The 26042-nt window shown below is 40.2% G+C and carries 25 protein-coding genes; 12 read left to right on the top strand and 13 right to left on the bottom strand.

The annotated features are described in order from the left end of the window. Positions 1-23: 23 nt before the first annotated feature. Positions 24-1334: a cryptochrome/photolyase family protein gene (locus tag ACO1QW_RS00990; RefSeq protein ID WP_486254859.1), complete on the top strand. Its 1311-nt coding sequence runs from the start codon at positions 24-26 to the stop codon at positions 1332-1334. A gap of 1 nt (position 1335) precedes the next feature. On the opposite strand, the gene ACO1QW_RS00985 is transcribed toward ACO1QW_RS00990, so the two are convergent. Together ACO1QW_RS00985 and mqnB are read right to left on the bottom strand one after the other, a co-directional pair. Then, entirely contained in the window at positions 1336-2151 is an 816-nt protein-coding gene (locus ACO1QW_RS00985) for a 1,4-dihydroxy-6-naphtoate synthase (RefSeq protein ID WP_486254858.1), read from the bottom strand. Between the two features lie 12 nt (positions 2152-2163). Continuing rightward, entirely contained in the window at positions 2164-2820 is a 657-nt protein-coding gene (gene mqnB / locus ACO1QW_RS00980; protein ID WP_486254856.1) for a futalosine hydrolase, read from the bottom strand. Between the two features lie 97 nt (positions 2821-2917). Here mqnB and ACO1QW_RS00975 point away from each other — a divergent pair, with 97 nt between their 5' ends. The 4 genes from ACO1QW_RS00975 to fabD all read left to right on the top strand — a co-directional run bounded on the left by ACO1QW_RS00975 (position 2918) and on the right by fabD (position 5569). Continuing rightward, entirely contained in the window at positions 2918-3328 is a 411-nt protein-coding gene (locus tag ACO1QW_RS00975; RefSeq protein WP_486254854.1) for a 6-pyruvoyl trahydropterin synthase family protein, read from the top strand. 91 nt (positions 3329-3419) lie between these two features. Further along, positions 3420-3833, top strand: a complete 414-nt coding sequence (locus ACO1QW_RS00970) for a 6-pyruvoyl trahydropterin synthase family protein (protein ID WP_486254853.1) — start codon at positions 3420-3422, stop codon at positions 3831-3833. Positions 3834-3909: 76 nt separating this feature from the next. Next, positions 3910-4506 (top strand): GTP cyclohydrolase I FolE, encoded by a 597-nt coding sequence (gene folE, locus ACO1QW_RS00965; protein ID WP_486254851.1) that lies wholly within the window; start codon positions 3910-3912, stop codon positions 4504-4506. 172 nt (positions 4507-4678) lie between these two features. Continuing rightward, a complete protein-coding gene (gene fabD / locus ACO1QW_RS00960; RefSeq protein WP_486254849.1) occupies positions 4679-5569 on the top strand; it encodes an ACP S-malonyltransferase in 891 nt (296 codons plus the stop codon). Positions 5570-5628: 59 nt separating this feature from the next. Here the strand turns inward: fabD and ACO1QW_RS00955 are convergent, their stop codons facing one another. From ACO1QW_RS00955 to ACO1QW_RS00945, 3 genes are read right to left on the bottom strand one after another with little or no spacing between them, the layout of a single operon-like run. Then, a complete protein-coding gene (locus ACO1QW_RS00955; protein WP_486254848.1) occupies positions 5629-6078 on the bottom strand; it encodes a GNAT family N-acetyltransferase in 450 nt (149 codons plus the stop codon). Between the two features lie 52 nt (positions 6079-6130). After that, positions 6131-7930, bottom strand: a complete 1800-nt coding sequence (locus ACO1QW_RS00950) for a serine hydrolase (RefSeq protein ID WP_486254846.1) — start codon at positions 7928-7930, stop codon at positions 6131-6133. Between the two features lie 47 nt (positions 7931-7977). Next, on the bottom strand, positions 7978-9108 hold the full coding sequence (locus ACO1QW_RS00945) for a trans-sulfuration enzyme family protein (protein WP_486254844.1): 1131 nt from the start codon (positions 9106-9108) through the stop codon (positions 7978-7980). 93 nt (positions 9109-9201) lie between these two features. Between ACO1QW_RS00945 and ACO1QW_RS00940 the strand changes: the two genes are divergently transcribed. After that, entirely contained in the window at positions 9202-9696 is a 495-nt protein-coding gene (locus ACO1QW_RS00940; protein ID WP_486254842.1) for a DinB family protein, read from the top strand. Between the two features lie 5 nt (positions 9697-9701). Here the strand turns inward: ACO1QW_RS00940 and ACO1QW_RS00935 are convergent, their stop codons facing one another. Both ACO1QW_RS00935 and ACO1QW_RS00930 read right to left on the bottom strand, forming a co-directional pair. After that, positions 9702-10148, bottom strand: coding sequence for a DUF1569 domain-containing protein (locus tag ACO1QW_RS00935; RefSeq protein WP_486254840.1), 447 nt, complete (start codon positions 10146-10148; stop codon positions 9702-9704). Between the two features lie 85 nt (positions 10149-10233). Beyond that, complete coding sequence (locus tag ACO1QW_RS00930; RefSeq protein ID WP_486254838.1) at positions 10234-11247, bottom strand: beta-ketoacyl-ACP synthase III; 1014 nt, start codon at positions 11245-11247, stop codon at positions 10234-10236. 135 nt (positions 11248-11382) lie between these two features. Between ACO1QW_RS00930 and ruvA the strand changes: the two genes are divergently transcribed. Both ruvA and sov read left to right on the top strand, forming a co-directional pair. Beyond that, positions 11383-11967 carry a Holliday junction branch migration protein RuvA gene (gene ruvA / locus ACO1QW_RS00925; RefSeq protein WP_486254837.1) on the top strand — a complete coding sequence of 195 codons (585 nt, stop codon included), beginning with the start codon at positions 11383-11385 and terminating at the stop codon, positions 11965-11967. Positions 11968-12006: 39 nt separating this feature from the next. Continuing rightward, positions 12007-19290 carry a T9SS outer membrane translocon Sov/SprA gene (gene sov / locus ACO1QW_RS00920; protein ID WP_486254835.1) on the top strand — a complete coding sequence of 2428 codons (7284 nt, stop codon included), beginning with the start codon at positions 12007-12009 and terminating at the stop codon, positions 19288-19290. Positions 19291-19346: 56 nt separating this feature from the next. Here sov and ACO1QW_RS00915 read toward each other — a convergent pair whose 3' ends face one another. Then, entirely contained in the window at positions 19347-19625 is a 279-nt protein-coding gene (locus ACO1QW_RS00915; RefSeq protein WP_486254833.1) for a GNAT family N-acetyltransferase, read from the bottom strand. Between the two features lie 93 nt (positions 19626-19718). Here ACO1QW_RS00915 and ACO1QW_RS00910 point away from each other — a divergent pair, with 93 nt between their 5' ends. Beyond that, entirely contained in the window at positions 19719-20534 is an 816-nt protein-coding gene (locus ACO1QW_RS00910; RefSeq protein ID WP_486254832.1) for an enoyl-ACP reductase FabI, read from the top strand. Positions 20535-20604: 70 nt separating this feature from the next. Beyond that, complete coding sequence (locus ACO1QW_RS00905; RefSeq protein WP_486254830.1) at positions 20605-20994, top strand: VOC family protein; 390 nt, start codon at positions 20605-20607, stop codon at positions 20992-20994. Positions 20995-21106: 112 nt separating this feature from the next. On the opposite strand, the gene ACO1QW_RS00900 is transcribed toward ACO1QW_RS00905, so the two are convergent. Then, positions 21107-21328 (bottom strand): DUF2795 domain-containing protein, encoded by a 222-nt coding sequence (locus ACO1QW_RS00900; RefSeq protein ID WP_129130154.1) that lies wholly within the window; start codon positions 21326-21328, stop codon positions 21107-21109. 155 nt (positions 21329-21483) lie between these two features. Here ACO1QW_RS00900 and ACO1QW_RS00895 point away from each other — a divergent pair, with 155 nt between their 5' ends. Continuing rightward, the gene (locus tag ACO1QW_RS00895) at positions 21484-22149 is read left to right on the top strand and encodes an ABC transporter ATP-binding protein (protein WP_486254828.1); all 666 of its coding nucleotides are present in this window, start codon (positions 21484-21486) and stop codon (positions 22147-22149) included. A 49-nt stretch (positions 22150-22198) separates the two neighbouring features. Here the strand turns inward: ACO1QW_RS00895 and ACO1QW_RS00890 are convergent, their stop codons facing one another. The 4 genes from ACO1QW_RS00890 to mgtE form a co-directional block, all read right to left on the bottom strand. After that, on the bottom strand, positions 22199-22759 hold the full coding sequence (locus ACO1QW_RS00890; protein ID WP_486254826.1) for a cob(I)yrinic acid a,c-diamide adenosyltransferase: 561 nt from the start codon (positions 22757-22759) through the stop codon (positions 22199-22201). 101 nt (positions 22760-22860) lie between these two features. Further along, a complete protein-coding gene (locus ACO1QW_RS00885) occupies positions 22861-23565 on the bottom strand; it encodes an ABC transporter ATP-binding protein (protein ID WP_486254825.1) in 705 nt (234 codons plus the stop codon). Positions 23566-23580: 15 nt separating this feature from the next. Further along, the gene (gatC, locus tag ACO1QW_RS00880) at positions 23581-23871 is read right to left on the bottom strand and encodes an Asp-tRNA(Asn)/Glu-tRNA(Gln) amidotransferase subunit GatC (protein ID WP_486254822.1); all 291 of its coding nucleotides are present in this window, start codon (positions 23869-23871) and stop codon (positions 23581-23583) included. Positions 23872-23945: 74 nt separating this feature from the next. Continuing rightward, positions 23946-25337: a magnesium transporter gene (gene mgtE / locus ACO1QW_RS00875; protein WP_486254821.1), complete on the bottom strand. Its 1392-nt coding sequence runs from the start codon at positions 25335-25337 to the stop codon at positions 23946-23948. Positions 25338-25523: 186 nt separating this feature from the next. Here mgtE and ACO1QW_RS00870 point away from each other — a divergent pair, with 186 nt between their 5' ends. Further along, positions 25524-25910: an SET domain-containing protein gene (locus ACO1QW_RS00870; RefSeq protein ID WP_486254819.1), complete on the top strand. Its 387-nt coding sequence runs from the start codon at positions 25524-25526 to the stop codon at positions 25908-25910. Positions 25911-26042: the final 132 nt, after the last annotated feature.

Raw genomic sequence — 26042 nt, 5'->3', positions numbered from 1 at the left:
GCAGCCCGGATCGTTATACAAACATGGCAAAACAGAAAGTAAATATTTGCTGGTTCCGCAGAGATCTCCGCTTACATGATAATGCAGCATTGTACCATGCATTGAAAAATGATTTGCCAGTAGTGCCTGTTTTTATTTTTGATAAAAGTATTCTTGATCAGCTGGAAGAAAAGAATGACCGGCGAGTTGAATTTATTCATGATACCATTACCCAAATGCAACAGCAATTGGAAAACATGGCAAGTTGCATGGAAGTTTATTATGGTTATCCGGCAGATGTATTTCAAAAGCTTCTTGTAAAATATTCGATCGATAAAGTGTTTACCAATCATGATTATGAACCCTATGCACAACAAAGAGATACTGCCATTCAAAAACAGTTGAATGATGCTGGTGTTTCATTTCATACTTATAAAGACCATGTAATTTTTGAAAAAGACGAAGTACTAAAAGATGATGGCAAACCTTACACAGTCTTTACACCTTATAGTAGAAAATGGAAAGCAAAACTCAGTAAGTTTTTTTTAAAGAGTTATCCAACAGAAAAATATACCAGCAATTTTTTCAAGCAAGCGCCAGTTACTATTCCGTCGTTAAACGAAATGGGTTTTGAAGCAGCCGGGCTTTTATTTCCATCTATAGAAGCAAAAAAAGAAATCATTAAGAAATATACCGAACAACGGAACTTTCCAGCAATTAACGGTACTAGCAGGTTAGGCGTTCATTTGCGTTTTGGTACAATCAGTATCCGGGAGCTTGCCCGGAATGCAGAAAAAATGAATGAAACTTTTTTGAACGAACTTATTTGGCGTGATTTCTATCATATGATCCTGTGGCATTTCCCACAGGTTGGGAAAGGCAAAGCATTTAAAAATGAATACGATTTTATAGAATGGCGAAATGATGAAAAGGAATTTCAGAAATGGTGCGAGGGGCTAACAGGTTATCCCATTGTTGATGCCGGTATGCGTGAGTTAAATGCAACAGGTTTTATGCATAATCGGGTACGCATGATCGTTGCATCTTTTCTTACCAAACATTTATTGATCGATTGGAGATGGGGTGAAGCATATTTCGCCAAAAAATTATTAGACTTTGATCTGGCGGCCAATAACGGCGGCTGGCAGTGGGCTGCAGGAAGCGGTTGCGATGCTGCACCGTATTTCCGCATTTTTAATCCTTATCTGCAAACACAAAAGTTTGACCCAAAGCTGGAATATGTGCGTAAGTGGGTCCCTGAATTTGAGGGATTTGATTATGTGCAACCAATCGTTCAACATGAGTTTGCAAGGAAACGCTGTCTTGAAGTTTATAGCAAGGCATTAAAGAAATAAATCATCTCTCTTGGTTCGCAGCTTGCAACATTTGCTCCACTGCCTTCATGCCATCTTCGCCTAAGTCGAGCGAATAATTATTTACATACAGATCAATATGTTGCCGCATTACTTCTTCACTCATCTCTTGTGAATGTTGTTTTACATAATTTGTAATGAGAGGATAATTGCTGAAAGCATATTCAAGACTCTTGCGTATTAACCCATCAACTTTGTTCTGAATGTCTGCATCAATGCGTTTATGTGCAACTATTCCACCTAGAGGGATCGGGTAACCAGTAGTAGTCTCCCAATATTCACCGAGATCCAAAATTTTATGCAATCCCTTTTCCTGGTAAGTAAACCTGTTTTCATGAATAATCAGGCCCATATCAACTTTACTACTTAAAACAGCATCTTCAATTTCATGAAAGATCATGAACTGTTTTTCCTTTGCATTTGGAAAAGCTTGGGAAAACAGAAAATGAGCTGTTGTGTTTACGCCGGGTATTGCAATAGTTGAATGATCAACAATATCCTGAAGTTCTTTTACATTCGTACCTCGTACTTCGTTTTTGGAAATTAACAGGGGTCCCACTCCTTTACCTAAAGCACCACCACTCTTTAATAAATGGTATTGATGGCGAACCAGAGGATAAACCCCATAACTGATCTTTGAAAGATCAAGTTTGTCTTGTTTAGCCCATTCGTTTAATGTTTGTACATCTTCAAGCTGCACATCAAACGATAAACCTTCTGTATCGATCTTGCCATTTACCAACGCATCAAAAATGAACGTATCGTTCGGACAAGGAGAAAAACCAAGCGTTAATTTCATACCAGGCAACATTTATAAACTTTCAACCAAACGTATTAATTCTTTATTCAGGTTCTGCACAGCTTCTTTCAATTTCCACTTTTGCTTGTTCCGTTCGCCTACATAATTTGAAATACTCCTAATCTGTACAAACGGAATATTTTCTTTTATGCAAACAAAATGAAATGCTGCACCTTCCATGTTTTCGATCTTTGCTTTGTAGTTAGCTTCATACAGTGCCGCTGTTTTTTTGGAAGAAGTTATTTGGTTTATTGTAACGCTTCCAACCGTAGGAAGCTTAGTACGTTCCATCAACACCTTAAATGGATTTGTAAGTTTCTTTTGTTTAAAAGGGAACTCGTTTGCAGCTAACAACTTCAAATCAAACACATCCTTATAGCCATCTTTTTCCTGTACTCCCAAGTCAGCTAACGCTTCTTGTTTTACCGCAACAACATCACCCAATTTCAACGATTGATCAAACGCTCCTGCAATACCAGCCATGATGATAATGTCGGGCTTTTTCACCTGTAAATGCTTCATCAACGCATAAGTTGTATTAATGGAGCCAACACCCGTAATAAGAAAATCGAGCTGTAAATCAATGTAATTCAGCTTTTCTGTGGTGCGACAATGTTGAATAAATGGTTTGATTTCCAACACGGTGGCAGAAACGACTAAACAATTCATGCAGCAAATTTCGGGAAGAATAAAACAAATTGAGGAATAACATCAAAATGACGCATTCTTATTACCTTTGCGGCCCAACAATTTGAAGGGTTCGGCAATGGTTTACTTAACAAGATTAGAACATTTTAATGCGGCGCACAAGCTTTACAATCCTAAGTGGAGCCTGGAGAAGAATGAAGCCATGTTTGGCAAATGTGCCAACGAAAACTGGCATGGGCATAATTATGATCTGTTTGTTACCATTAAAGGGCAAGTGAATGAAGACACAGGTTTTTTGTTTGATGTAAAAAAACTCAGTGAGCTTATTAAAATTCATGTGCTGGAGAAACTCGATCATAAAAATCTGAACCTCGATGTTGATTTTATGCAAGGCAAAATGTGTTCAACAGAAAATCTTGCAAAAGCTATTTGGCAACAACTGCAGCCACACCTACCGGAAGAAGTGTTGCTTCACTGTATTAAACTCTACGAAACGCCCCGCATTTACGTTGAATATTTTGGAGAGTAAACCTTTTGCGGCGTACCTTGTTATAGTACCTCATTCATCCTGCAAAGTATAACGGTTATATGGCAGGTAAAATGTAAACAGGTTTTCTGTCATGCAACAAAAAGTAGCTGTCTTTCGTCACGAACATTTTAACGCTGCCCATCGCTTATATAATCCCGAATGGACAAACGAACGCAATGATGCCGTATTTGGCAAGTGTAATAATCCTTCTTTCCATGGGCATAATTATGAGCTTGTAGTAAAGATCACAGGTGTTCCTAATAAACAAACAGGTTATGTGATGGATCTGAAACAACTTAGTGATTTAATAAGAACTGAAATTCTTGAACGCTTCGATCATAAAAATCTGAATCTCGATACCGTTGAATTTAAAGATCTGAATCCAACTGCAGAAAATATTGCTATTGTGATTTACGATTTGTTGCGCCCGCATATTGATGCAGACAAAGATTTGCAGGTTCGCCTGTACGAAACACCCAGAAACTTTGTAGAATATCCGGCATAATTATAAATGATCACTGAAAATTCTGATGCAGTAATTGTATTCAAATTTTCAAATTTTCAAATTTTCAAATTCGATTATGGCTTATAAAAAAACAGAAGAATACGAACAGAACATTACAGCAGGATTGATAGAGAATTACAAAAGTGCATTGAATTTACTAGGTGAAGATCCTGAAAGAGAAGGGTTGCTAAAAACGCCTGAACGTGTTGCAAAGGCTATGCAGTACATGACGCAGGGTTACCAAATGGATGCAAAGGCAATTCTTGAAAGCGCAAAATTTCATGAAGACGTGAGCGAAATGGTGATTGTAAAGGATATTGAGTTGTATAGCATGTGCGAACATCATATGCTGCCATTTTTTGGTAAAGCCCATATTGCCTATATTCCTAATGGTTACATTACGGGTTTGAGCAAACTGGCAAGAGTGGTGGATGTTTATAGCCGTCGTTTACAGGTGCAGGAACGTTTAACTACGCAAATACTGGAAGCAATTAAAGATTCATTGAACCCAATGGGCGTGGCAGTGGTAGTGGAGGCACAGCATTTATGCATGATGATGCGTGGTGTGCAGAAGCAAAATTCTGTTACAACTACTTCTGCTTTTTCCGGTGAGTTTCAAAAGCAAGCAACAAGAAGCGAGTTTCTAAAACTTATTTCGGGAAAATTCAATTAAAATCTTTTTGTTCTTGGAAGAGGTCTGTTGTAATTATTGCAACAGACTTCTTTATTTTTGGCCATTAAACTATTTGTATGAAATGAGCCATAGATTATCGAGTCATTTACACGTAAGACGATGATGATTTTATGGCGAATAACATATGACCAAAACAATAAAAAATGAGCATATGAAACATGCGTTTGTATTTCCGGGTCAGGGGTCACAGTTCAGTGGAATGGGTAAGAATTTGTATGATGCGAGCACCTCGGCCCAGCGATTGTTTGAATCGGCGAATGAAATTTTAGGTTTTCGAATTTCAGATACTATGTTTAATGGAACAGATGAAGACCTGAAGCAAACGAACGTAACACAACCGGCTGTGTTTTTACATTCGGTGATTGCTTATAAAACAATTGAATCGGCAAAACCGGATATGGTGGCGGGGCATTCGCTTGGTGAGTTTAGTGCATTGGTAGCAAACGGCGTATTGAGTTTTGAAGATGCGTTGCAACTGGTAAGCGTTCGTGCAACAGCCATGCAAAAAGCCTGTGAATTAAATCCCTCAACGATGGCAGCCGTGCTTGCATTGGCCGATGAAAAAGTAGAAGAGGTTTGTAAACAAGTGCTGGAAGAAACAGGTGAAATTGTTGTGCCGGCCAATTACAATTGCCCGGGGCAGCTAGTGATAAGTGGTTCACTGAAGGGAATTGATATTGCATGTGAACGCATGAAAGCGGCAGGTGCAAAACGAGCTTTGGTGTTGCCTGTTGGCGGCGCATTTCACAGTCCGTTAATGGAACCTGCCCGTGAAGAATTGAAAGCAAAAATTGAAAGCACAAATTTCTATACACCGCAGTGTGCCATCTATCAAAACGTGGTTGCGAAGGCAGTGTTGGATAAAGATGAAATCAAGCAAAATTTAATTGATCAGTTAACAGGTGCTGTACGCTGGACACAAAGTGTACAATCAATGATTGTTGATGGTGCAAGTAAGTTTACAGAAGTTGGTCCTGGTAAAGTGTTGCAAGGGTTGGTGCAGAAGATCAATAAAGAAATGAGTGTCGAGGGAGTGAGCTAAGGAAATAATAACTGCCAGATATAGTAAACGAATAGGCCGCATTTTTGCGGCCTATTCGTTTACACGGGTATGCTGCAATTGATCCATTCTCCATCTAAATCAGCGTTATACTTTTTATAGAAATTTATAGCTGGCTCGTTCCATTCTAATACCTGCCAAACAATTCCGCTGAAGTTTTTTTCTTTTGCTTCAACGATCAATTGATCAAATAATAATTTGCCCATTCCTTTTCCTCTTGCTTTTTCAGTAACAAGAATATCTTCTAAATACATGCGCTGGCCCTTCCATGTTGAATAGCGGATGTAATACAAAGCAAAGCCCAACACCAAACCATCTTCTTCTGCTACAAATGCCCACCAGACTGGGTTATTACCAAATCCACTTTCAACAAAATGTTCCAAAGTAACAGTTACTTCCTGCGGTGCTTTTTCATACAAAGCCAACTCATTCACCAGTTCAAGTAACCGTGGACAATCTTCCTTAACTGCTCTTCTGATAATAATGCTCATAACTTAATTTTTTCATTTTCGTGTGGCGGCGTGAGAGCCGTACCGACGAAATTTATTTTTTTCTTGTTGCTTTAAATGTTCCGTTTGGTTGAATAAAATGGAGTGCAGTTACTTCTCCTGCAGCATTCTTTTCAAAACGGACACTAAACCCACTGATCATTTTAAAATTGAACAGGTCTGGTTTAACGGGTATCATTTCATAATCAGGTTGACCAGGCACCAGAACCATTAATGTTTTTTCTCCTTTCAAGTAAGTTTTAACAATAGTTGGCCCCGGTAATTCATACTCTCCAACATATTTGTCAAGTTCTGCCTTGCTTACATCTATTGTTTCTACTTTCTTTTTAAACTCAATATCTTTTACACCTGTCTGTAATGGTAAAGAAATGGATTCTATCTCTCCTTTGATATTAATATTGAATTGCCCTTTCATAGCATCATCTTCGTCTGCATCCACACCATCTGCAACAGGAATAAAATTGAAATAGTTGTAGTGATAGTGCTTCACTTTAAACGTGAGTGCATTAAATTTTGCAAGCATTGAATCCTTGTGCTGCTCAATGGTGATAGTGCCATAGCTATCATTGGTAAATGTTCCTGCATAATCTGTAAGTGCATGTGTTGGCCGGGTATTGAACTTGCGTTGTGAACTATCGGCTTTTAATTTTTCTTTTGCTGCAACTTTCGCCTTTTCAACGGCAGTTTTTTGTGTGCGGTGCCAGTCTCTATATTTTAATCCCAGCAAACGATCTGCAATGGTATTGCGTATGATGCCGGGGATAGCTGACCCGTTTTGATTTACTGAAACAAAGATGCCAATACTGTCTGTTGGAAAAAATGAAGTGCTGCTGCTAAAACCATCAATATTGCCACCATGCTCAACACGGTAATGTCCACGATAGTTTGCAAGAAACCATGCAAGTCCATAATTACTGAAAAATACATCGGGCTGTTCCTTTGTTGGCAAGCCTGCCCCAATCACCATTTGCGAACTGACGGCCTGGTTATAGTAAATGGCGGGTAAAATTTCTTTGCCGTTGAACTTGCCGCCATTCAGCCACATCATTACCCAGTTGGCCATGTCTTTTGCATTGGAGTTGATAGAACCTGCCGGACCAATTGCATCAAGATTCATGAATTTCATTCGCTTGATTACACCATCTTTTTCATTGTAACCAAATGAATAGTCAGGAGCTTTAACATGATCATTCATCGAAGTGTTGGATGCATTCATGCCTAATGGTGTAAACAATTGTTCTTTGATCAATGCTTCCCAACTTTTACCGCTTAGTTTTTCTGCCAGCACTCCTTGCGCTAAAAACATGAAGTTGTTGTATTGCCACAACCTTCTGAGTGACACAGTCTTTTCAAAAAAGCGGATGTTGTAAATAAGACTGTCTCTTTTTGTAGCAGAACCATACCAGGCAAGATCATGTCTTGGCAGTCCCGTACGATGGCTCATCATATCCCTTGCAGTAATATTGTTGGTTAATTCATCGTCGATAAAACGCAACTCCGGCAAATATTGATTTACGGGTTTGTCTAAATCTAGTTTGCCATCTTTCAATGGAAAGGCTAATAGTGATGAAGTAAATGCTTTGGTGCAACTCCCTATTGCAAACAAAGTGTTTTCGGTAACCGGTACTTTGTTTTCATAATCCTTGTATCCAAATCCTTTGGCAAGAATTACCTTATTTTTTTCTACTACTGCAACCGTTACACCGGCGGCACTCCATTCTTTTAAAATACGATTGATAAAGGTGTCGATGCCAGCTAAACGTTTGTCGGTTGTCTGGGCGTGTGCTAATTGCATTGCTGTGACAGCAACAAGTAACATCAAAAGTTTTCTCATTATGCGATGTTTTGATTTGCGTCGGTACGGACGTAAGCCGCAAGACGTTAATATAAAGATTGTAATGCTTGTTCAAAATCTGCAATCAAATCTTTTACATCTTCAAGCCCTACAGAAATACGTAAAAGATTATCGGCAGTAGGCGAAAGCTCCCCTTCAATTGATTTGCGATGTTCGATCAAACTCTCCACGCCACCCAAACTTGTTGCATGCGTGAACAACTGTAATGCATCTGCTAATTTCAACGCATTTGAACGATCACCTTTTACAAGAATAGATAACATTCCGCCAAAACCATTCTGCATTTGTTTTACTGCAACGGCATATTGCGGATGCGAAGAAAGACCGGGATACAACACACGTTCGATCTTTGGATGTGTTTCAAGATACTGTGCCAGATGCATAGCATTGCTTGAATGAATGGGCATGCGTGCAACAAACGTCGTTAAGCTTCTGCAAAGCAACCAGCAATCGTACGGAGAAGGAACAGCGCCGCCAAGTTTTTGAAAAGAGCGGATGCGATCGTAACGTTCATTGGTTTCTTTAAAGATCAATGCACCGCCGAGGATATCACTATGGCCACCTAAATATTTTGTGGTTGAGTGTAACGAAATGTCAACACCAAGATTAGTTGGACGTGTATAGAATGGAGATGCCCATGTATTATCAGCCACAGTAAAACAGTTGTGTTTTTTTGCAATGGCCACAACTGCCGCAATGTCTGTTACCTTCAATGATGGGTTTGATGGTGTTTCCATCCAAATCAGAGTTGTGTTGGGTTGAATGGCTTGTTCAATCGCTGTATGATCCGTCATGTCAACTAACGTGTACGACAGGCCGAAACCGCCAAACATGGCGTCTAGAATTGTGCGGATAGAAAAATATGTGTCATCAGGTAAAATAATATGATCACCTGTTTTCAAACTTTGAAACACATTTGTAGCTGCAGCAAGCCCTGATGCAAAACTTACACATGCCGCACCGTTTTCCATCTTCGCCAGCTTTTGTTCAAGTGAATGACGGTTCGGATTGTCATACCGTGAATAAAAATAACCACCCGGATAGCTTATGCCATCATCACCACGTTCAAAGGTGGTAGATAAAATAATCGGCGACATCACTGCGCCGCTTTCGTCTTTAATATTGTCTTCGTGAATGATTCGTGTAGAAAATTCCATGTTAATCCCTTTCAGTTTCAGCTTTAAAAGTACGCATTAATGCAGCTTGGCTAATCCATTAATTCATTAATTTCAGCAGTAAAACATTTTCATATGAAAGAGTTGCTTTCAGCGTATGCTACATACAATCATTGGGCACATGAACAGATCACCAATGCCATTCTGGAAATGGATGAGCATTTACATCAGCAGATCGTAAAAAGCAGTTTTCCGAATATGTATGCAACTGTTCTTCATTTGTGGGATGCAGAAAGTATCTGGTGGCAACGCATGGAAGGACATCAACAAATGGTGATACCAAGTAAACAGTTTAATCCAACAATGAAGGAAGCGATCAACGGACTATTGCAACAAGCCGGCGAGTGGGAGCGATTTGTACAACAAGCATCTGACGAACAATTACAGCGTGAATTTTATTATAAAAACCTGAAGGGAGAACAGTTTCGTTCAGCAGTGTGGCAGGTGCTGCATCACCTGTTCAATCATGGCACTTATCATCGGGGACAGTTGGTAACAATGATGCGGGAGTTAGGCGCAACGACAATTCCCGCAACTGATTTTATTCATTGGTATCGAACCCGTTCATAATCTGATTATACGTTGAATTGTAGTAAATGATGATCGGCATGTTTATAGGCAAATAAACCAACCTGTTCTTTCGTCATTGGTCCAAAGAATGGATGAATAAAATTGCGATGATCGTAAGAGCCAAATTGTTCAATACTATTGATCCATTCTTTTTTATGTTGATTGATATCACAAAGTTGGTCATTGGTTTTTAGTAATGGGCTTGTTGGAGAGTTTCTTCCGAATCCGGTTTCGTCTTTTAAAACTTTCTTAAGAAACACCGGCCCAATGAGGCGGCCAATAAAAACACGTTTGATCTTTATCTTGCCAAAAAACATTTCATCACACAACACGCAATGTTTCACCATTTGCGATACATTCATTTTGCCCCATTGGGCATTGTTGGCTTTTGTCAAAGAATGAATGCGTGTTACCAGTTCTTCCCGTACTGCAGCATCAAAAACGGATTTCATGTAATTGGTTTTTATTTCAATTGCCGAAATAAAACAAAAAAGCGATTGCTTTCACAACCGCTTTTCATTATACTTCTTTTCTTTTTTAACTCTTAGCTTCCTTTCCATCATAGGCCCATTTGATCCAGGTGGCACCCCATGTAAAACCTCCACCAAAAGCAGCAAGCACAATGTTATCGCCTTTCTTCAATTGACTTTCCCATTCCCACAAACAAAGAGGAATAGTACCTGCAGTGGTATTGCCAAACTTTTGGATATTGATCATCACTTTTTCTTTTGCCAAACCCATGCGTTCTGCAGTGGCATCAATGATACGCAGGTTAGCCTGGTGTGGTACAAGCCATGCAATATCTTCACCAGTCAAATTATTTCGTTCTAACAATTCAGCGCTTACATCGGCCATGCCTTTTACAGCAAACTTGAACACTGTCTTTCCTTCCTGGTATGCAAAATGCTCACGGTTGGCTACTGTTTCCATTGATGCGGGACGAAGACTGCCGCCTGCTTTCATATTCAGAAAATTTCTGCCGGCACCATCGCTTTTTAAAATACTATCCAGCACACCATAGCCTTCTTCGTTTGGTTCAAGTAATACGCAAGCAGCACCATCGCCGAAGATCACGCAAGTGTTACGATCGGTATAGTCGATAATAGCACTCATTTTATCGGCACCAACCACAACCACTTTTTTATAACGACCACTTTCGATATATGAAGCACCAGTTGTAAGGGAGAAAAGAAATCCGCTACAGGCAGCACTTAAGTCAAAACCAAAAGCATTTACTGCACCAATTTTATCGCACACCACATTTGCAGTTGAAGGAAACACCATATCAGGTGTAACTGTACCCACGATCATACAATCTATTTCTGTCGGGTCGATACCACGCTTTTTGCAAAGATCCAGCACAGCTGGTACAATCATGTCGGAGGTAGCAAGTCCTTCGCCTCTTAAAATTCTTCGTTCTGAAATTCCGGTGCGGGTGCGGATCCATTCGTCATTCGTATCAACCATTTTTTCCAGGTCGAAGTTTGTTAACCTGTCTTCAGGTACCCATCCGGCAACAGCTGTAATGGCAGCAGTAATTTTATTGCTCATTTATTCTATGTATTTAAGGTTTACGGGTAAAGGCCCGTTTAACCGGCTGCAAATATAAGACTTGCACAGAAAGCCATGGGGTGGAAGGTTAAAGGTTAAGAGTTTAAGGTTGGTAAAAAACTCTATTTTCGTTTCATGTTTGCATACCTTAAAGGAGCATTTACCCTCAAGACCCCAACTGTCGTTCACATTGATGTTCATGGTGTTGGGTATGAAGTACAGGTGAGTCTGAACACTTATTCCAAAATTCAGTCGCTGAATGAAGGCACTTTGTTTACTCATCTTTTGGTAAGAGAAGATGCCCATATCCTTTTTGGATTTTACGATAAGCATGAAAAAGAAGTTTTTCTGCATTTGCTGAGTGTAAGCGGAGTAGGAGCGTCAACTGCCCGGATGATGCTTTCATCGCTGCAGGCCGACGAGGTGGTAAGGGCCATTCTTTCGGGAAATGAAGGGCTTTTGGAGAGCGTAAAAGGCATTGGGAAAAAGACCGCCCAGCGTATTGTTCTTGAGTTAAGAGACAAATTAGCAAAGTCACCAGTTGAAGCGAATATTTCTACACTGACTCACAATAGTTTAGAGCTTGATGCGTTAACAGCTATGACCGCTTTAGGTATTGCCCGAAATGCAGCAGAATCAGCCATAAAAAAAGCCCGGCAAAACAGTACGGAGTTTACCGAGGTTCAGGAACTGATAAAAGCAGCGTTGAAATGCCTTTAGTGAATATCAAAACTTATTTGCTTATAGACCTTGACCCTGATGCAACGCACCATATCTGGAATTACCCTCCTGACCATTGTACTGACCTGCTTTTCATTGGTGAGCTACAGCGGCACCCCTTTGCCACAAACACCACAACGTGACACTACTCCAAATAATTTACGTTTTCCATTAACCGATCGAAGAGGCGATGCCTTTACAGAACCAAACCGTAATACGTTTGATCTGCAACGTCCGTCAAATATCAAGGATTCTATTGTTTACGATCCTGCAACAAAACGATACTATATCTATCAAAAGATCGGTCGTAGCTGGTATCGTAAACCAAGTTATCTCACATTCGATGAAATGCTGGCGTATAAAAGCAGGCAGGATGAACGTGATTATTTTCAACGCCGACTCAACACTACATTAAATCTCAATCGTAAAATACTCGACCCGAAACTGCAGGTACGCCCAGGTTTCTTTAATCGTTTGTTCAGCAATACCGGTATTCCTAAAGTGGAGATTCGTCCTCAAGGTGATGTTACATTAACAGCTGGCTACATTGGTCAGAATATAAAAAACCCAACATTACCTGAACGTGCAAGAAAAAATGGTGGTTTTGATTTTGATATGAATGCCAATTTTGGTTTGAATGCCAAGATCGGTGATAAACTGAATTTTCCTGTTACCTATAATACACTCGCTAACTTCCAGTTCGAAAATCAATTGAAGCTAGATTATGTTGGTAACACCGATGCCATCATTAAACGTATTGAAGCAGGTAATATTCAATTTCCTGCACGTGGTTCTTTAATGCCGGGGGCATCGGCATTGTTTGGTTTGAAAACAGAATTGCAGTTCGGCAAGTTGTATGTAACAGCAGTGTTAGCCAATCAAAACTCAAATCGTCAGCAGGTGCAGTTAGCTGGTGGAACAGGTTTACAACAGTTCCAGGTAAAGGCCGATGAATACGAAGAGAACAGACACTTCTTACTTGCTCAATATTTTAAGAAGAACTATAATAAGAACATGAAGAATATTCCGGCTGTTACAACACCTGTGCAAATTCTTCGTATGGAAGTTTGGGTTACCAACCGTACAGGTTCTACAACTGAGAACAGGAATGTTGTAGCGCTGATGGATCTTGGTGAATCGCAACCCTACAATCCAAACATCTTTTCACTTACTTCATCAGAACTTCCACAAAACGGAGCGAATGATCTTTACCAACGGATGGTCAATGATCCTGCAACAAGAGATGCAGCTTTGATCACAAACCGTTTGCAAAGTTTTGGTTTAACTGCCGTTCAGGATTTTGAACGCACGTTTGCACGCAAACTTCGTCCTGAAGAATATTATTTCAATCCACAGATCGGTTTTATTTCACTCAATACCATTTTGCAACCCGATGAAGTATTGGGCGTGGCTTTTCAATATACTGTAAATGGTAAGGTTTACCAGGTGGGTGAATTTTCAAACGATGTTACTCCCGATACAACAGCAAGTAACAGTGGCACACAAAAAGTGTTGTTCCTTAAAATGCTGAAAGCAACATCACAACGTCCCTTGTTACCTATCTGGGATTTGATGATGAAGAACGTTTACTCTGTTGGGTATGGTCAACTGGAAAGAAAAGATTTCAAATTCAATATTCTTTACCAGGAACCAGGTGGTGGTGAAAAAAGATATATACCTGAAGGTGAAGAAAAAGGAAGACCCATCATTGAATTAGTAAATCTTGATCGCTTAAATAATCAGAACGATCCGCAGCCTGATGGTGTGTTTGATTACGTAGAAGGATTCACTGTAAACTCACAATTAAGCCGTGTTATTTTTCCTTTACTTGAACCATTTGGTAAAGACCTCGAATATATTTTTCGTGGTGTTGATTCAAACGACTTGCGACAGAAATACTTATTCTATCCATTGTACGATTCGATTAAATGGGTAGCACAGCAATCACCACAATTGAATCGTTATATTTTCCGGGGTACATCAAGAAGTGCGGGTGGAGGCGGCGATATTCCTTTGGGTGCATTTAATGTTCCGCCGGGTTCTGTTACTGTTACTGCCGGTGGTCAAATCTTAAGAGAGAATGTTGATTACACGGTTGATTATAATCTTGGCACCGTAAAGATCATTAACCAGGCCATCGCAAATTCAGGTGTGCCGATCAATGTTGGGTTTGAAAATAATGCAACGTTCGGTATGCAGAACCGCAACTTTATGGCGCTGCGTTTAGATTATAAAGCCATTGAACGACAAAACAAGCAACTGAATATTGGTGCAGCAATGATGCGTTTGGGTGAGCGACCTTTCTTCACTAAAATGAATTACGGTGATGATCCCATTCGTAATACCATGATCGGAGCTGATGTGAACTACCGGAGCGATTGGAAACGAATGACGAAATGGTTAGATGGGTTGCCGTTTTATTCAACACGTCAATTGTCGAATATTAATGTTTATGGTGAAGCTGCACAGATTATTCCAAGTACGGCAAAACAAATTCGTCCTGAAAAAGGCGGTGGTGGTTTAATTTATATTGACGATTTCGAAGGCACACGTAATGGTATTGACCTTCGTTTCCCGTTCATTGCATGGTCACTTGCATCAACACCAAATGGGGCAAAAGATCGTTTCGGCAATGTTCTGTTTCCTGAAGCATCTTTAAATGACGATTTGCAATATGGTTATAACCGTGCAAAATTGGCATGGTATAATATTGAACCCGTATTGCAACAACGTCGTGATCCTAACAACCCGTTGGGTGGTAATGTGGGTGAGTTGTCCGATCCCCGTGTGCGTTTTGTAAACAGGCAGGAAATATTTCCGCAGGTAACTCCTGATCTTGGTCAAAATCAATTGATCACTTTTGATCTGGCGTTTTATCCAACCCAAAGAGGTCCGTATAATTTTGACGCACGCAGCGGTAGTATTAATCCTGCTAATGGTAAATTGTTAAATCCAAGAAACAGGTGGGGTGGTATTATGCGTTCCATCGACCAGATCGATTTTGAAACCAACAATATTGAGTTCATTGAAATGTGGGTGCAGGATCCGTTCATCCTTAATCCAACAAGTACCGGTGGACAGATGTATTTTAACCTCGGTAACATTTCAGAAGATATCTTAAAAGATGGTCGTCGCTTTTATGAAAATGGTTTGAGTACAACACAAACTCCTGCACGTGAAGATTTCAGCAACTGGGCACGTGTACCTCGCAATCCTATCCAGATTGCACAAGCATTCAGCAACATTGTTGAAGAACGTCCGCAACAGGACGTTGGTTTAGATGGTCGTGCCGATAGTGCAGAGGTTCGTGTATTCAGCAGCTTCTTAAGTCAGTATCAAACAAACATCGGTGGTGGCGCAGCTTACCAGGCATTGCTTGCTGACCCAAGTACTGATAACTACAAACATTTCCGTGTTGGACAACCTGACAACGCAACTATCCTCAATCGTTACAAGGATTATAACAATCCGCAGGGAAATAGTCCGGTTGCAAGTAACGATGTTCAGTATACTTCTGCTGCTACATTATATCCCGATAACGAAGATCTTAATCGTGATAATACATTGAATGAAGTGGAAGAATATTTCCAATATCATTTAGAGTTACGTCCGAAGGATGATCCTTTAATGCAGGTTGGTCAGAATTATATTGCCGACAGAAGAGAGGTTGATATCAAACTGGCAGATGGAAACTCACGTAAAGAAACATGGTTCCTGTTCCGCATACCAGTTAAAGAATACGAACAGAAAGTGGGAAATATTCCCGACTTCAAATCAATCCGTTTCATGCGTATGTTCATGACTGGTTTTGATGATTCGCTTGTTGTGCGTTTTGGTAAACTGGAATTGGTGCGTAACATGTGGCGCTCTTACCAATTCGATCTTGATACAACAGGTCAATACAAACCATTGCAAAATCAAGCGGTCACTTCATTTAATGTTACGGCTGTTAACGTTGAAGAAAATGATAACCGTGTTCCTGTTAACTATGTTATTCCTCCTGGTATTGAACGTGTGCAGCAATTAAGTAATAATGGTGTGAACCTGTTACAGAACGAATCATCGCTTAGTATGCAGGTGTGCGATCTGCAGGATGGTGATAGCCGTGCTGTATTTAAAACACTTAATCATGATCTGCGTCAGTACAAACGTGTACGTATGTTCATGCATGCTGAATCAAGAGGTAAAACAGACAACCTGCAAGACGGACAGGCAATAGCAGTTATTCGTTTTGGTACCGACTTCATTAATAATTATTATGAAGTTCGCATGCCATTAAAAGTTACAAGATGGGGAACTTATCCTCGTCCCGGGAATGGACCAAACGATACGAGTGCCGTATGGCCGGGCATGAATCAATTTGATTTGAGTTTGGATGATCTGGTTCGTTTCAAGTTGCGTCGTACTGGTGGCGTTAACACTGTTTATTCTGAAGACAGGGGTAATGGTGTTCGCTGGGCAGTAATGGGTAATCCGAATCTGGGTGAAGTAAAAGGATTCTTAGTTGGTGTTGAAAATAATCGCAATGATGCGAACTCAACTGTATGTGCTGAAGTTTGGGTGAATGAATTACGTTTAAGTGGTTTGGATGAAAAAGGTGGCTGGGCCGGTACAGGTCGTGTAGATATTCAATTGGCTGATCTTGGAACTGTTTCAATTTCCGGTTCTGCACGCAGTGCAGGGTTTGGTACTATTGAACAACGAGTAAATGAACGTAGCCGTGAGTTCTTCTATCAATTTGATGTAGCTACACAATTACAACTTGGAAAATTATTGCCTAAAAAGTCAGGTCTTGAAATTCCTTTCTACGCCAGCTATTCACAAACTGTAATGAATCCTGAATACGATCCGTACGACCAGGATGTGAAATTCAAAGACAAACTGCAAACAGTCAAGAATAAGGATTCACTCAAAAACATTGCACAGGATTTTTCTGCTATTACAACGGTGAACGTTACCAACATGCGGAAAAATAAAACCAATGGTAAGCCTGCAAAAATTTATGATGTGTCGAATTTTGATGTGAGTTATTCTTACACCAAAACAGAACGTCGTAATCCGTTGATCGAAAATGACGTCATCGAGAAGCATTATGCAGGTGTTGGTTATAACTATGCACCTCAGCCGAAGTTTATTGAGCCATTCAAAAAACTCATCAAGTACCGCAGTCCTTGGTGGAATATTGTAAAAGATTTCAACTTTAATTACAGGCCAAGCTTATTGAGTTTCCGTGCTGATGTTAATCGCCAGTTTGGTGCAGTGCGTGCAAGAGAAGTAACAATACCGGGTGTAGCACCAAGTCCGTTTAAAATTCCTGAGACTTACGACAAATATTTTGTGTTTGACCGTGTTTATAATATGCGTTGGGATGTGACACGTTCCATCAACATCGATTTTAGTGCGATCAATAATGCACGTGTTGATGAACCATTTGGACGAATCAATACCAAAGAGAAAAAGGATAGTGTTCGCAGGAACCTGTTTAAAGGCGGACGTAATACCATTTATCGTCAAACAGCTAATGCATCTTATAATTTGCCACTGGCAAAAATCCCGGCGTTGGATTGGACAACTGCACGATTCAATTATAATACTACTTACAACTGGATCGGTGCATCACGCTTAGCAGTAAATCTTGGTAACACCATTGAAAATTCGCAAACAAGAGTGTTTACAGGTCAGCTCGATTTTGTTAGGTTATACCAGAAATCGAAATTCTTCCGTGCACTTGAAACAGAGAAGGATCCAAATGCTAAACCAACACTGGTTTCGCCAAATATTAAATTCAATCCAAAAGATACGGTTGGTAAGAGTAAGAAATATGTAGCAAAACTTTTCCGTCGTTTAAATCGTCTTGAAGCGAAGAAAGATAAGAGTCTCAATTTTGAACCAAGCGGTGCGGCAAGATTCTTTGGTCAGATCCTGACCTCAGTAAAGAGTGTAAATCTTAATTACAACGAATCATTTAATTCACGTTTACCAGGTTATACCGACAGCACACAAATCCTCGGTCAAAACTGGAGAAGTGGTGCACCAAGCTTTGGTTATATTTTTGGGAAACAACCAAATGACAGGTGGCTCGATGATGCTGCAAGAAAAGGTTGGGTTACACGTGATACCAATTTCAACTTCCTGTTCTCGCAGAGTTACAGGCAGGAATTAAAAGCTGAAGCAACGGTGGAACCATTCCGTGATTTCACGATTGATTTTAACCTTACACGTTCGTTCAGTAAAAACTATTCGCAGTTATTTAAGGATACAACTGGTAATGGAACTTTCGGCCACTTGAGTCCGTTAGCAAGTGGTGGTTTCGATATCAGCTTTATTTCTTACCAAACAATGTTCAGGAAATTCTCTGCTACAACCCCGGGTGAATCGTTCCTGCAGTTTGAAGAGAACCGACGCATATTATCAGAACGTTTAGGTAAAGCAAATCCTTATGCAGGTAACCAGATTAACCCTGATGGTTATTATAAAGGTTATGGACGTTATGCACAGGATGTGTTGGTACCGGCGTTTATTGCAGCTTACACTGATCAGGATCCGTTGAAAGTTGGTTTGCTTGATCAGAAGAACCGAAAGGTGAATGATAATCCGTTCAAACGTTACCTGCCAAAACCAAACTGGCGTTTAACTTATAATGGTTTATCAAGACTGCCGGGCTTTGATCGCATCTTTACTAACTTCAGCATAACACATGGTTACAGCAGCAACCTGAGCATGAATAATTTCACATCGGCTCTTTTGTATGCTGATCAGTATGGTTATGGTTTCCCATCATTTATTGATACCATATCAAACAACTTCGTTCCTTTCTTTATTGTACCTAACTTAACCATCAGTGAGCGGTTCTCGCCATTGATTGGCATTGATGTACAGATGACGAATCAATTGAACTTTAAAGTTGATTATGGACGCAGCAGAACTATCAGTTTAAGTTTGATCGATTTCCAGGTGAGTGAAGTCAGAAGTGTTGAAATTACAGTTGGTGCAGGTTGGCGTAAACGTGGATTGAAATTGCCGTTTAAAGTTCCGTTCACGAAGAATGATTCGAAAACATTATCAAATGATCTTAGTTTCCGTTTCGATATGACCTATCGTGATAACGCTACATCAAACAATATTCTTGATCAGCGTAATACTATCCCAACAGGTGGGCAGAAAATTCTTTCCATTAATCCATCGATTGATTATGTACTCAACAACCGTGTAAGACTGCGTTTGTTCTTTGAGCAAACAAGAGTGGTGGGTTATATTGCTACACCACCGCCTGTTGTTAACACAAGAGCAGGGTTGCAGGTGAATATCAGCTTAGCACAGTAAAAATTGTTATAAAAGAAGAAGCCGCTTCAATTTGAAGCGGCTTCTTCTTTGAATGTTCAGAGCACATCAGCATACTCGGGCGTTTTTTTAAATACTTTATTAGCAAAAGGACAAAGAGGCATAATCTTAAGTCCTTTCTCTCTTGCAAACTCCACCGCTTTTGCTACTAATTGTTTGCCTGCACCTTTGCCCGCAAGCTTATCGCTCACTTCGGTATGATCAATAATGAATTTCGTATCGCTTGCCCATACATAGGTCATCTCAGCAAAACGTTCACCATCCTGTTCAATATAAAAAGCGCCTTTCTTTCCGTCGTCGGTTTGTTGTATTTCCATAATTCCGATAAAATTAATGAAGGAAATCATCAGAAAATCAGCACTTCAAACAATTGACTCATCTTCCTTACTTTTGAAGCCAAATCAATAATTATGAGTCATCAATTACTGAAAGGGAAAAAGGGCATCATCTTCGGTGCACTCGACGAAAAATCAATTGCGTGGAAAACGGCGTTGAAATGTTATGAAGAAGGCGCACAGATTGTGTTGACCAATGCACCCGTTGCTTTGAGGATGGGCGAGATCAATAAACTGGCTGAAGCTTGTGGTAATGCACCAGTAGTTGGAGCTGACGTTACTAATATGGATGACTTGAAGAATCTCTTTGAAAAATCAATGGAGCATTTTGGTGGTAAGGTTGATTTTGTATTGCATTCAATTGGTATGAGCCTGAACGTTCGTAAAGGCAAACATTATACTGAACTTAATTACGAGTGGAATGCAAAAACACTTGATATTTCTGCTATGAGTCTTCACCGTGTATTACGCACCGCATGGGATATGGAAGCAATTAATGAATGGGGTAGTGTTGTTGCACTCACATATATTGCTGCACAACGTGTATTCCCTGATTATAATGAAATGGCCGATGCCAAATCCTTGCTTGAAAGTGTAACACGCAGCTTTGGCTATCACTACGCAGTTAAGAATAAAGTTCGTGTCAATACCATTTCACAATCGCCAACCAAAACAACTGCTGGAAGTGGTGTGAAAGGTTTCGATGGTTTTATTAACTATGCAGAAAAAATGAGTCCGCTTGGCAATGCTACTGCAGAAGATTGCGCAAATTATATTGCTGTAATGTTCAGTGATCTTACACGCTACGTAACCATGCAAAATCTTTTCCATGACGGTGGTTTCAGCTTTACAGGTGTAACAGCTGAAGTGATTGAACAGATGGAAAAATAAACTTGTAAGAGATATAAACTGACATAAAGGTTGGCAAGTTTTGTCAACCTTTATTTTTAAAACAACAATTATGCATATCGAACATCTTGCTGTATGGGTGAAAGATCTTGAGTTGATGAGAGATTTTTATTGCAAATATTTTAACGCAACATGCAATAACAAATACATAAACCCAACCAAACAATTTGAATCTTATTTTCTTTCGTTTGATGGTGGTCCACGTTTGGAGTTGATGCAAATGCCAACGGTGCCTGATACGAAAGACGATAGTTACAATCAGTTTACCGGGTTGATCCATTTCGCAGTTTCACTTGGCAGTAAGGAGAAAGTTAATGATATGACGGAAAGGCTTCGTGCAGATGGATTTGAAGTGATCGATGGGCCGAGAACAACTGGGGATGGCTACTATGAATCTGTAATTCTTGATCCGGAAAAGAACAGGATCGAGTTGACGTGTTGAGACTTTTATAATTTGTATCTCGACTTCGCTCAGAATAAAAAACAAACCCTGCTTCAAAGCAGGGTTCAAATGTTTTTAGCCTTTAGCTAACAGCTTGCAAACAGCAGCTTAATTAATATTCATCTTCATTAAAGAAGAAGTCTTCCTGGCTTGGATAATCAGGCCAGATGTCGTCAATGCTTTCGTAAATTTCGCCCTCGTCGTCTAACTCCTGCAGGTTCTCTACTACTTCAATGGGAGCCCCACTGCGGATCGAATAATCAATCAGTTCATCCTTGGTAGCAGGCCAGGGAGCGTCTTCGAGGTACGATGCCAATTCAAGTGTCCAGAACATAAGGTAACCCTTTAATTTTCCGCAAAAGTAACTTTCCTGCTGAAATAACCAAATATGCTTTGTTAAGTGTGTGTATAAACCCGGCCCAGGAATTTTTAACCGCAGTTTGGCGCAACGGTTCAATACCTTAGGTTTGTAAAACGGAGAAAGAAAAAATGCTTACTTGTAAACAGATTACCAAACGATACGGCAGCCTGGAAGTGTTGAAAGGCGTGGATTTGCAGATCAGCAAAGGTGAAATTGTGAGCCTGGTTGGGAGCAGCGGGGCGGGAAAAAGCACATTGCTGCACATCCTCGGCACTTTGGATGAAGCCGATGGAGGGCAGGTGTGGCTGAATAATGTGGAAGTGGGACAATTAAAAGGCGACGGGCTGGCGGCTTTTCGTAATAAGCATATTGGTTTTGTGTTCCAGTTTCATCATTTATTACCCGAATTTACTGCGTTGGAAAATGTGTGTATTCCGGGATGGCTGGGTGCGAAAAAGAAAAAAGAAGTAGAAGCAAGGGCCATTGAATTATTGAAGATGCTTGGTTTGTCGGATCGTATGCACAACAAACCTTCAGAATTGAGCGGGGGAGAACAGCAACGTGTAGCAGTTGCAAGGGCGCTGATCAATAACCCAGATATAATTATGGCAGATGAGCCAACCGGTAATTTAGATAGCACTCATGCACGTGAATTACATCAATTGTTTTTTGATCTGAGAAAAAAATTCAATCAAACATTTTTGATCGTTACGCATAACGAAGAGCTGGCTGCTCAATGTGATCGTACGGTGCATATGAAAGATGGGAGAATTGTGAATGGCAGTTCGAATTAAGAAGTAACAAACACTTTTCACTTTCTACTTTGCATTTCCCACTTTTCATTTACACTCTCGGCTTCCAGGGAATTTCTTCCACGCCCAACTGATGACCGGTGTATCGAGCAAGCACAAATAAGTAATCACTTAAGCGGTTGATGTATTTTATCACGAGTGGTTCTACAAACATTTCTTCCTGTTGCATATGCACACATAAACGTTCGCAACGGCGGCAAACACAACGTGCAACATGCATGGTGCTTACTGAAACATGTCCACCTGGTAACACGAAAAACTTCATGGGTGGAATAGATTCATTCATCTTGTCCATTTCTTTTTCCAGCAGCTCCACATCACTTTCTTTCAAATCGGGAATTTTCATCTTCGGTTCTTTGTCCGGATCACACGCTAACGACGAACCAATAGTAAATAATCGATCCTGTGTTTCTTTTAAGACTGTTTTTGCATGTACATCTGCCACATGATCACTCACTAAGCCAACGTAAGAATTTAATTCATCAACAGTTCCGTATGTTTCAATACGAATATGACTTTTTGGAACTTTTGTTCCGCCAATCAAACTCGTTTTTCCTAAATCGCCTGTTTTAGTATAGATCTTATGTGCCATCGTCAATAATTATGTATAAACAAAAGTAGAGCGCAAAGGTTGTAAATAAAAAATGGAGAGTTTAAAAACTCTCCACATTATTTATCGTTTCATTTAATTAATTAATGCTGCGCTGCTATCTCTTCTCTTTTCTTATCACTTTCAATTAGGCCATCACGTAAACGCACCACACGCTTTGCATACCCTGCAATATCTTCTTCATGCGTTACCAACACAACTGTGTTTCCTAATTTGTGAATGTCAGTTATGAGGTTCATGATCTCTACTGACGTTTTTGAATCGAGATTACCTGTCGGTTCATCGGCCAGTATAATCGATGGCCTGTTCACCAATGCACGGGCAATGGCCACACGTTGAATTTGTCCACCACTTAATTCATTTGGTTTGTGATGATGCCGGTCGGCAAGGTTTACTTTCTCCAGCATTTCCAACGCACGTTCCGTACGTTCTTTTTTTGTTACGCCAGCGTAAATAAGTGGCAGCGCTACGTTTTCCAACGCTGTTAAACGAGGCAATAAGTTGAACTGTTGAAATACGAAACCGATTTCCTGGTTGCGGATATCAGCCAGTTCGTTGTCATTCATCTTGCTCACATCTTTTCCGTTCAATACATATCGGCCATCGGTCAAAGTATCTAAACAACCCAGGATATTCATCAAGGTACTTTTGCCAGAGCCTGAAGGACCCATCAAGGCCACAAATTCATTTTTATGAATATCCAGATCAATACCTTTTAATACCGGGAGTTCCTGTTTGCCGAGATAATAACTTTTGCGAAGTTGCTCGAGATGAATAACTGATTGCATGGGTTGAATATAGAATTATTTTTTGATCACTTTCGGCACCTTAAAAAAATGTTCATTGCGGAGTGTAGCATTTTTAAGTCCTGTTTCCCGTTCAACCGATCCTTTCACTTCATCTTCACGCAGCATATTGATTTCTTCAGTAAGATGGATCAACGGTTCAATTCCGGTTGTGTCAAGTTCCTGCAGTTTTTCAATAAAGCCGATCATTTGTTGCATATCATCCCGGAGCTTTTCTTTTTCTTCCGGCTTTATGTCCAGTCTTGCCAGTAAGCTTAATTTATCGATTAATACATGGTTTACTTCCATCGGTCAAAAATAAGCAAATTGACCGGCGCAGGGTTTGTTTTGGATGAACGGAGTGCTATTATTTTAAACGATGGTTATAATAATACGCCGCTTAAAAAAAGATAGGCCATTGAAAAATAAATGAGCAAACCGGTTACATCAACCAGCGTGGCAACAAAAGGTGTCGAAGATGCAGCAGGATCGGCGCCCAATCTCTTTAAGATCAACGGAAGCATTGAACCCATTAATGTACCCCAAAGGACAATGCCGATGAGTGAACAGCCCACCGTTAAACCAATAAGCATTGCATGATCACCAAAAGTGGTGGTAAACGAACTCCATACATAAATCACCGAAAGGGCAATGATGCAGAGTGAGGAACCCAACAGGAGGCCCGATACGATTTCCCGGCGCATAATTCGCCACCAATCGGCAATACTTATTTCTCCGAGAGCCATCGCCTGGATAATAAGCGTGGATGCCTGTGAACCACTATTGCCGCCACTCGAAATGATCAAAGGAATGAAGGTGGCAAGAATAACCACTTTCGCAATTTCATCTTCATAACTCTGCATGGCGGTAATGGTGATAAGTTCACCAAAGAATAAAATAATCAACCAAACGACACGCTTTTTGAAAAGTTTTAAGATGGGAGTTTCAATATACGGCTCGTCCAATGCTTCGGTACCACCCATTTTTTGCATGTCTTCACTAAACTCTTCATTGGCTACCCACAATACGTCATCGATGGTAACAATACCCAAGAGTTTGTTGGTGTTGCTTACAACGGGAAGCGCCACACGGTTATTCATCTTAAATGCTTCGTTTGCGGTTTCCTGGTCATCATATACGTTCAAGGCAATAAAGCGGCCGTCGATCAGCTCTTCCACTTTTTTATCAGGAGCAGCCAAAATAATATCCCTGATGCGGATGTCATCAACCAATTCTCCTTTTTCATTGATGATGTAGAGTACATTGATTGTTTCGCTATCCTTTCCGTATTTGCGAATGGTGTCAAAAACCTCAGCAACGGTGTTATATGGATAGATGTATACATAATCCGGCGTCATCAAACGACCAATACTATTTTCAGGGTAGCCTAACAGCGATAAAGTGATTTTTCTTTCTTCGGGATTTAATAGTTTGATCAATTCCCTCACTACGCTGCCCGGTAATTCTTCAAGAAATGAGGTTCGGTCATCGGCAGGCAGCTCGTTTAGCAATTCAGCAGTTTTGAATGGCGGAAGTTCTTTGATGATCTGTTTTTGGGTAGGTAGATCCAGGATTTTAAACACACTTGCCGCACGGTGAACGCTCATATTTGCCAGCATCTGGCTTTCATAGTCGGGGAATTCATACACAAGCTCAGCTACATCGCTGATGTTTTGATTATTGAGAAATTCCTGTATCTCCAGCTTGTCTTCACGTATCATTAATGCTTCAAACTGTTCTTTTAATGATACTTCCTGTTCCAGTTCCAGGCTCATAATTCAACTGTTTTAGGATGAGTTTTTCGAATGATTTCTACTTTTGGCTATACCACATGAAATTATTCAGGCCGAAATTACACCACATCGGCATGAAAAATTTCATCAAAGATTACTCGTGGCCCAAATGAGTGCTTTGACTTTACAGGAGAAAGTTAGTTTCTTTGGTTGAAAGAGCACGTCATTATGCGTTTACCCTGTTTATTTATTGCTGATACTGAAGACAAAGGCCGTGCAGTGTTCACTCATGAGTCAATTGCAGCCGGAACTATTATTGAATCTTCTCCTGTTATTGTGATGAGTGCCGATGAACGTAAACTACTTGACCAAACACTTCTGCATGATTATATTTTTGAATGGGGACCGAAACATGATGAATGTGCGCTTGCTCTGGGATGGATTTCGATCTACAATCATTCTTACGCCAGCAACGCCGAATATTTTATGGATTTCGACAGCAGTCAGATGATGATCAAAACGGTTCATAAAATTTCTGCAGGCGAGGAGATTACCATTAATTACAATGGAGAATGGAATGATGAAAAAAAGGTTTGGTTTGATGTAAAGGATTGAAAGCCATCACATATCGTATTTTTACTATAACAAATTTTTAAAATAGTCTGCTTTTTAATTGCAATCCTGCAGATGCTGCGTTACATTTGCATCAACCATCTTCCTGAAAAAAGCCTTCCTTTAATCTCCCCA

It is taken from the genome of Lacibacter sp. (assembly GCF_057361365.1).
The sequence above is the reverse complement of the archived record's forward strand: the minus strand, read 5'-3'. Positions and strand labels throughout refer to the sequence as shown.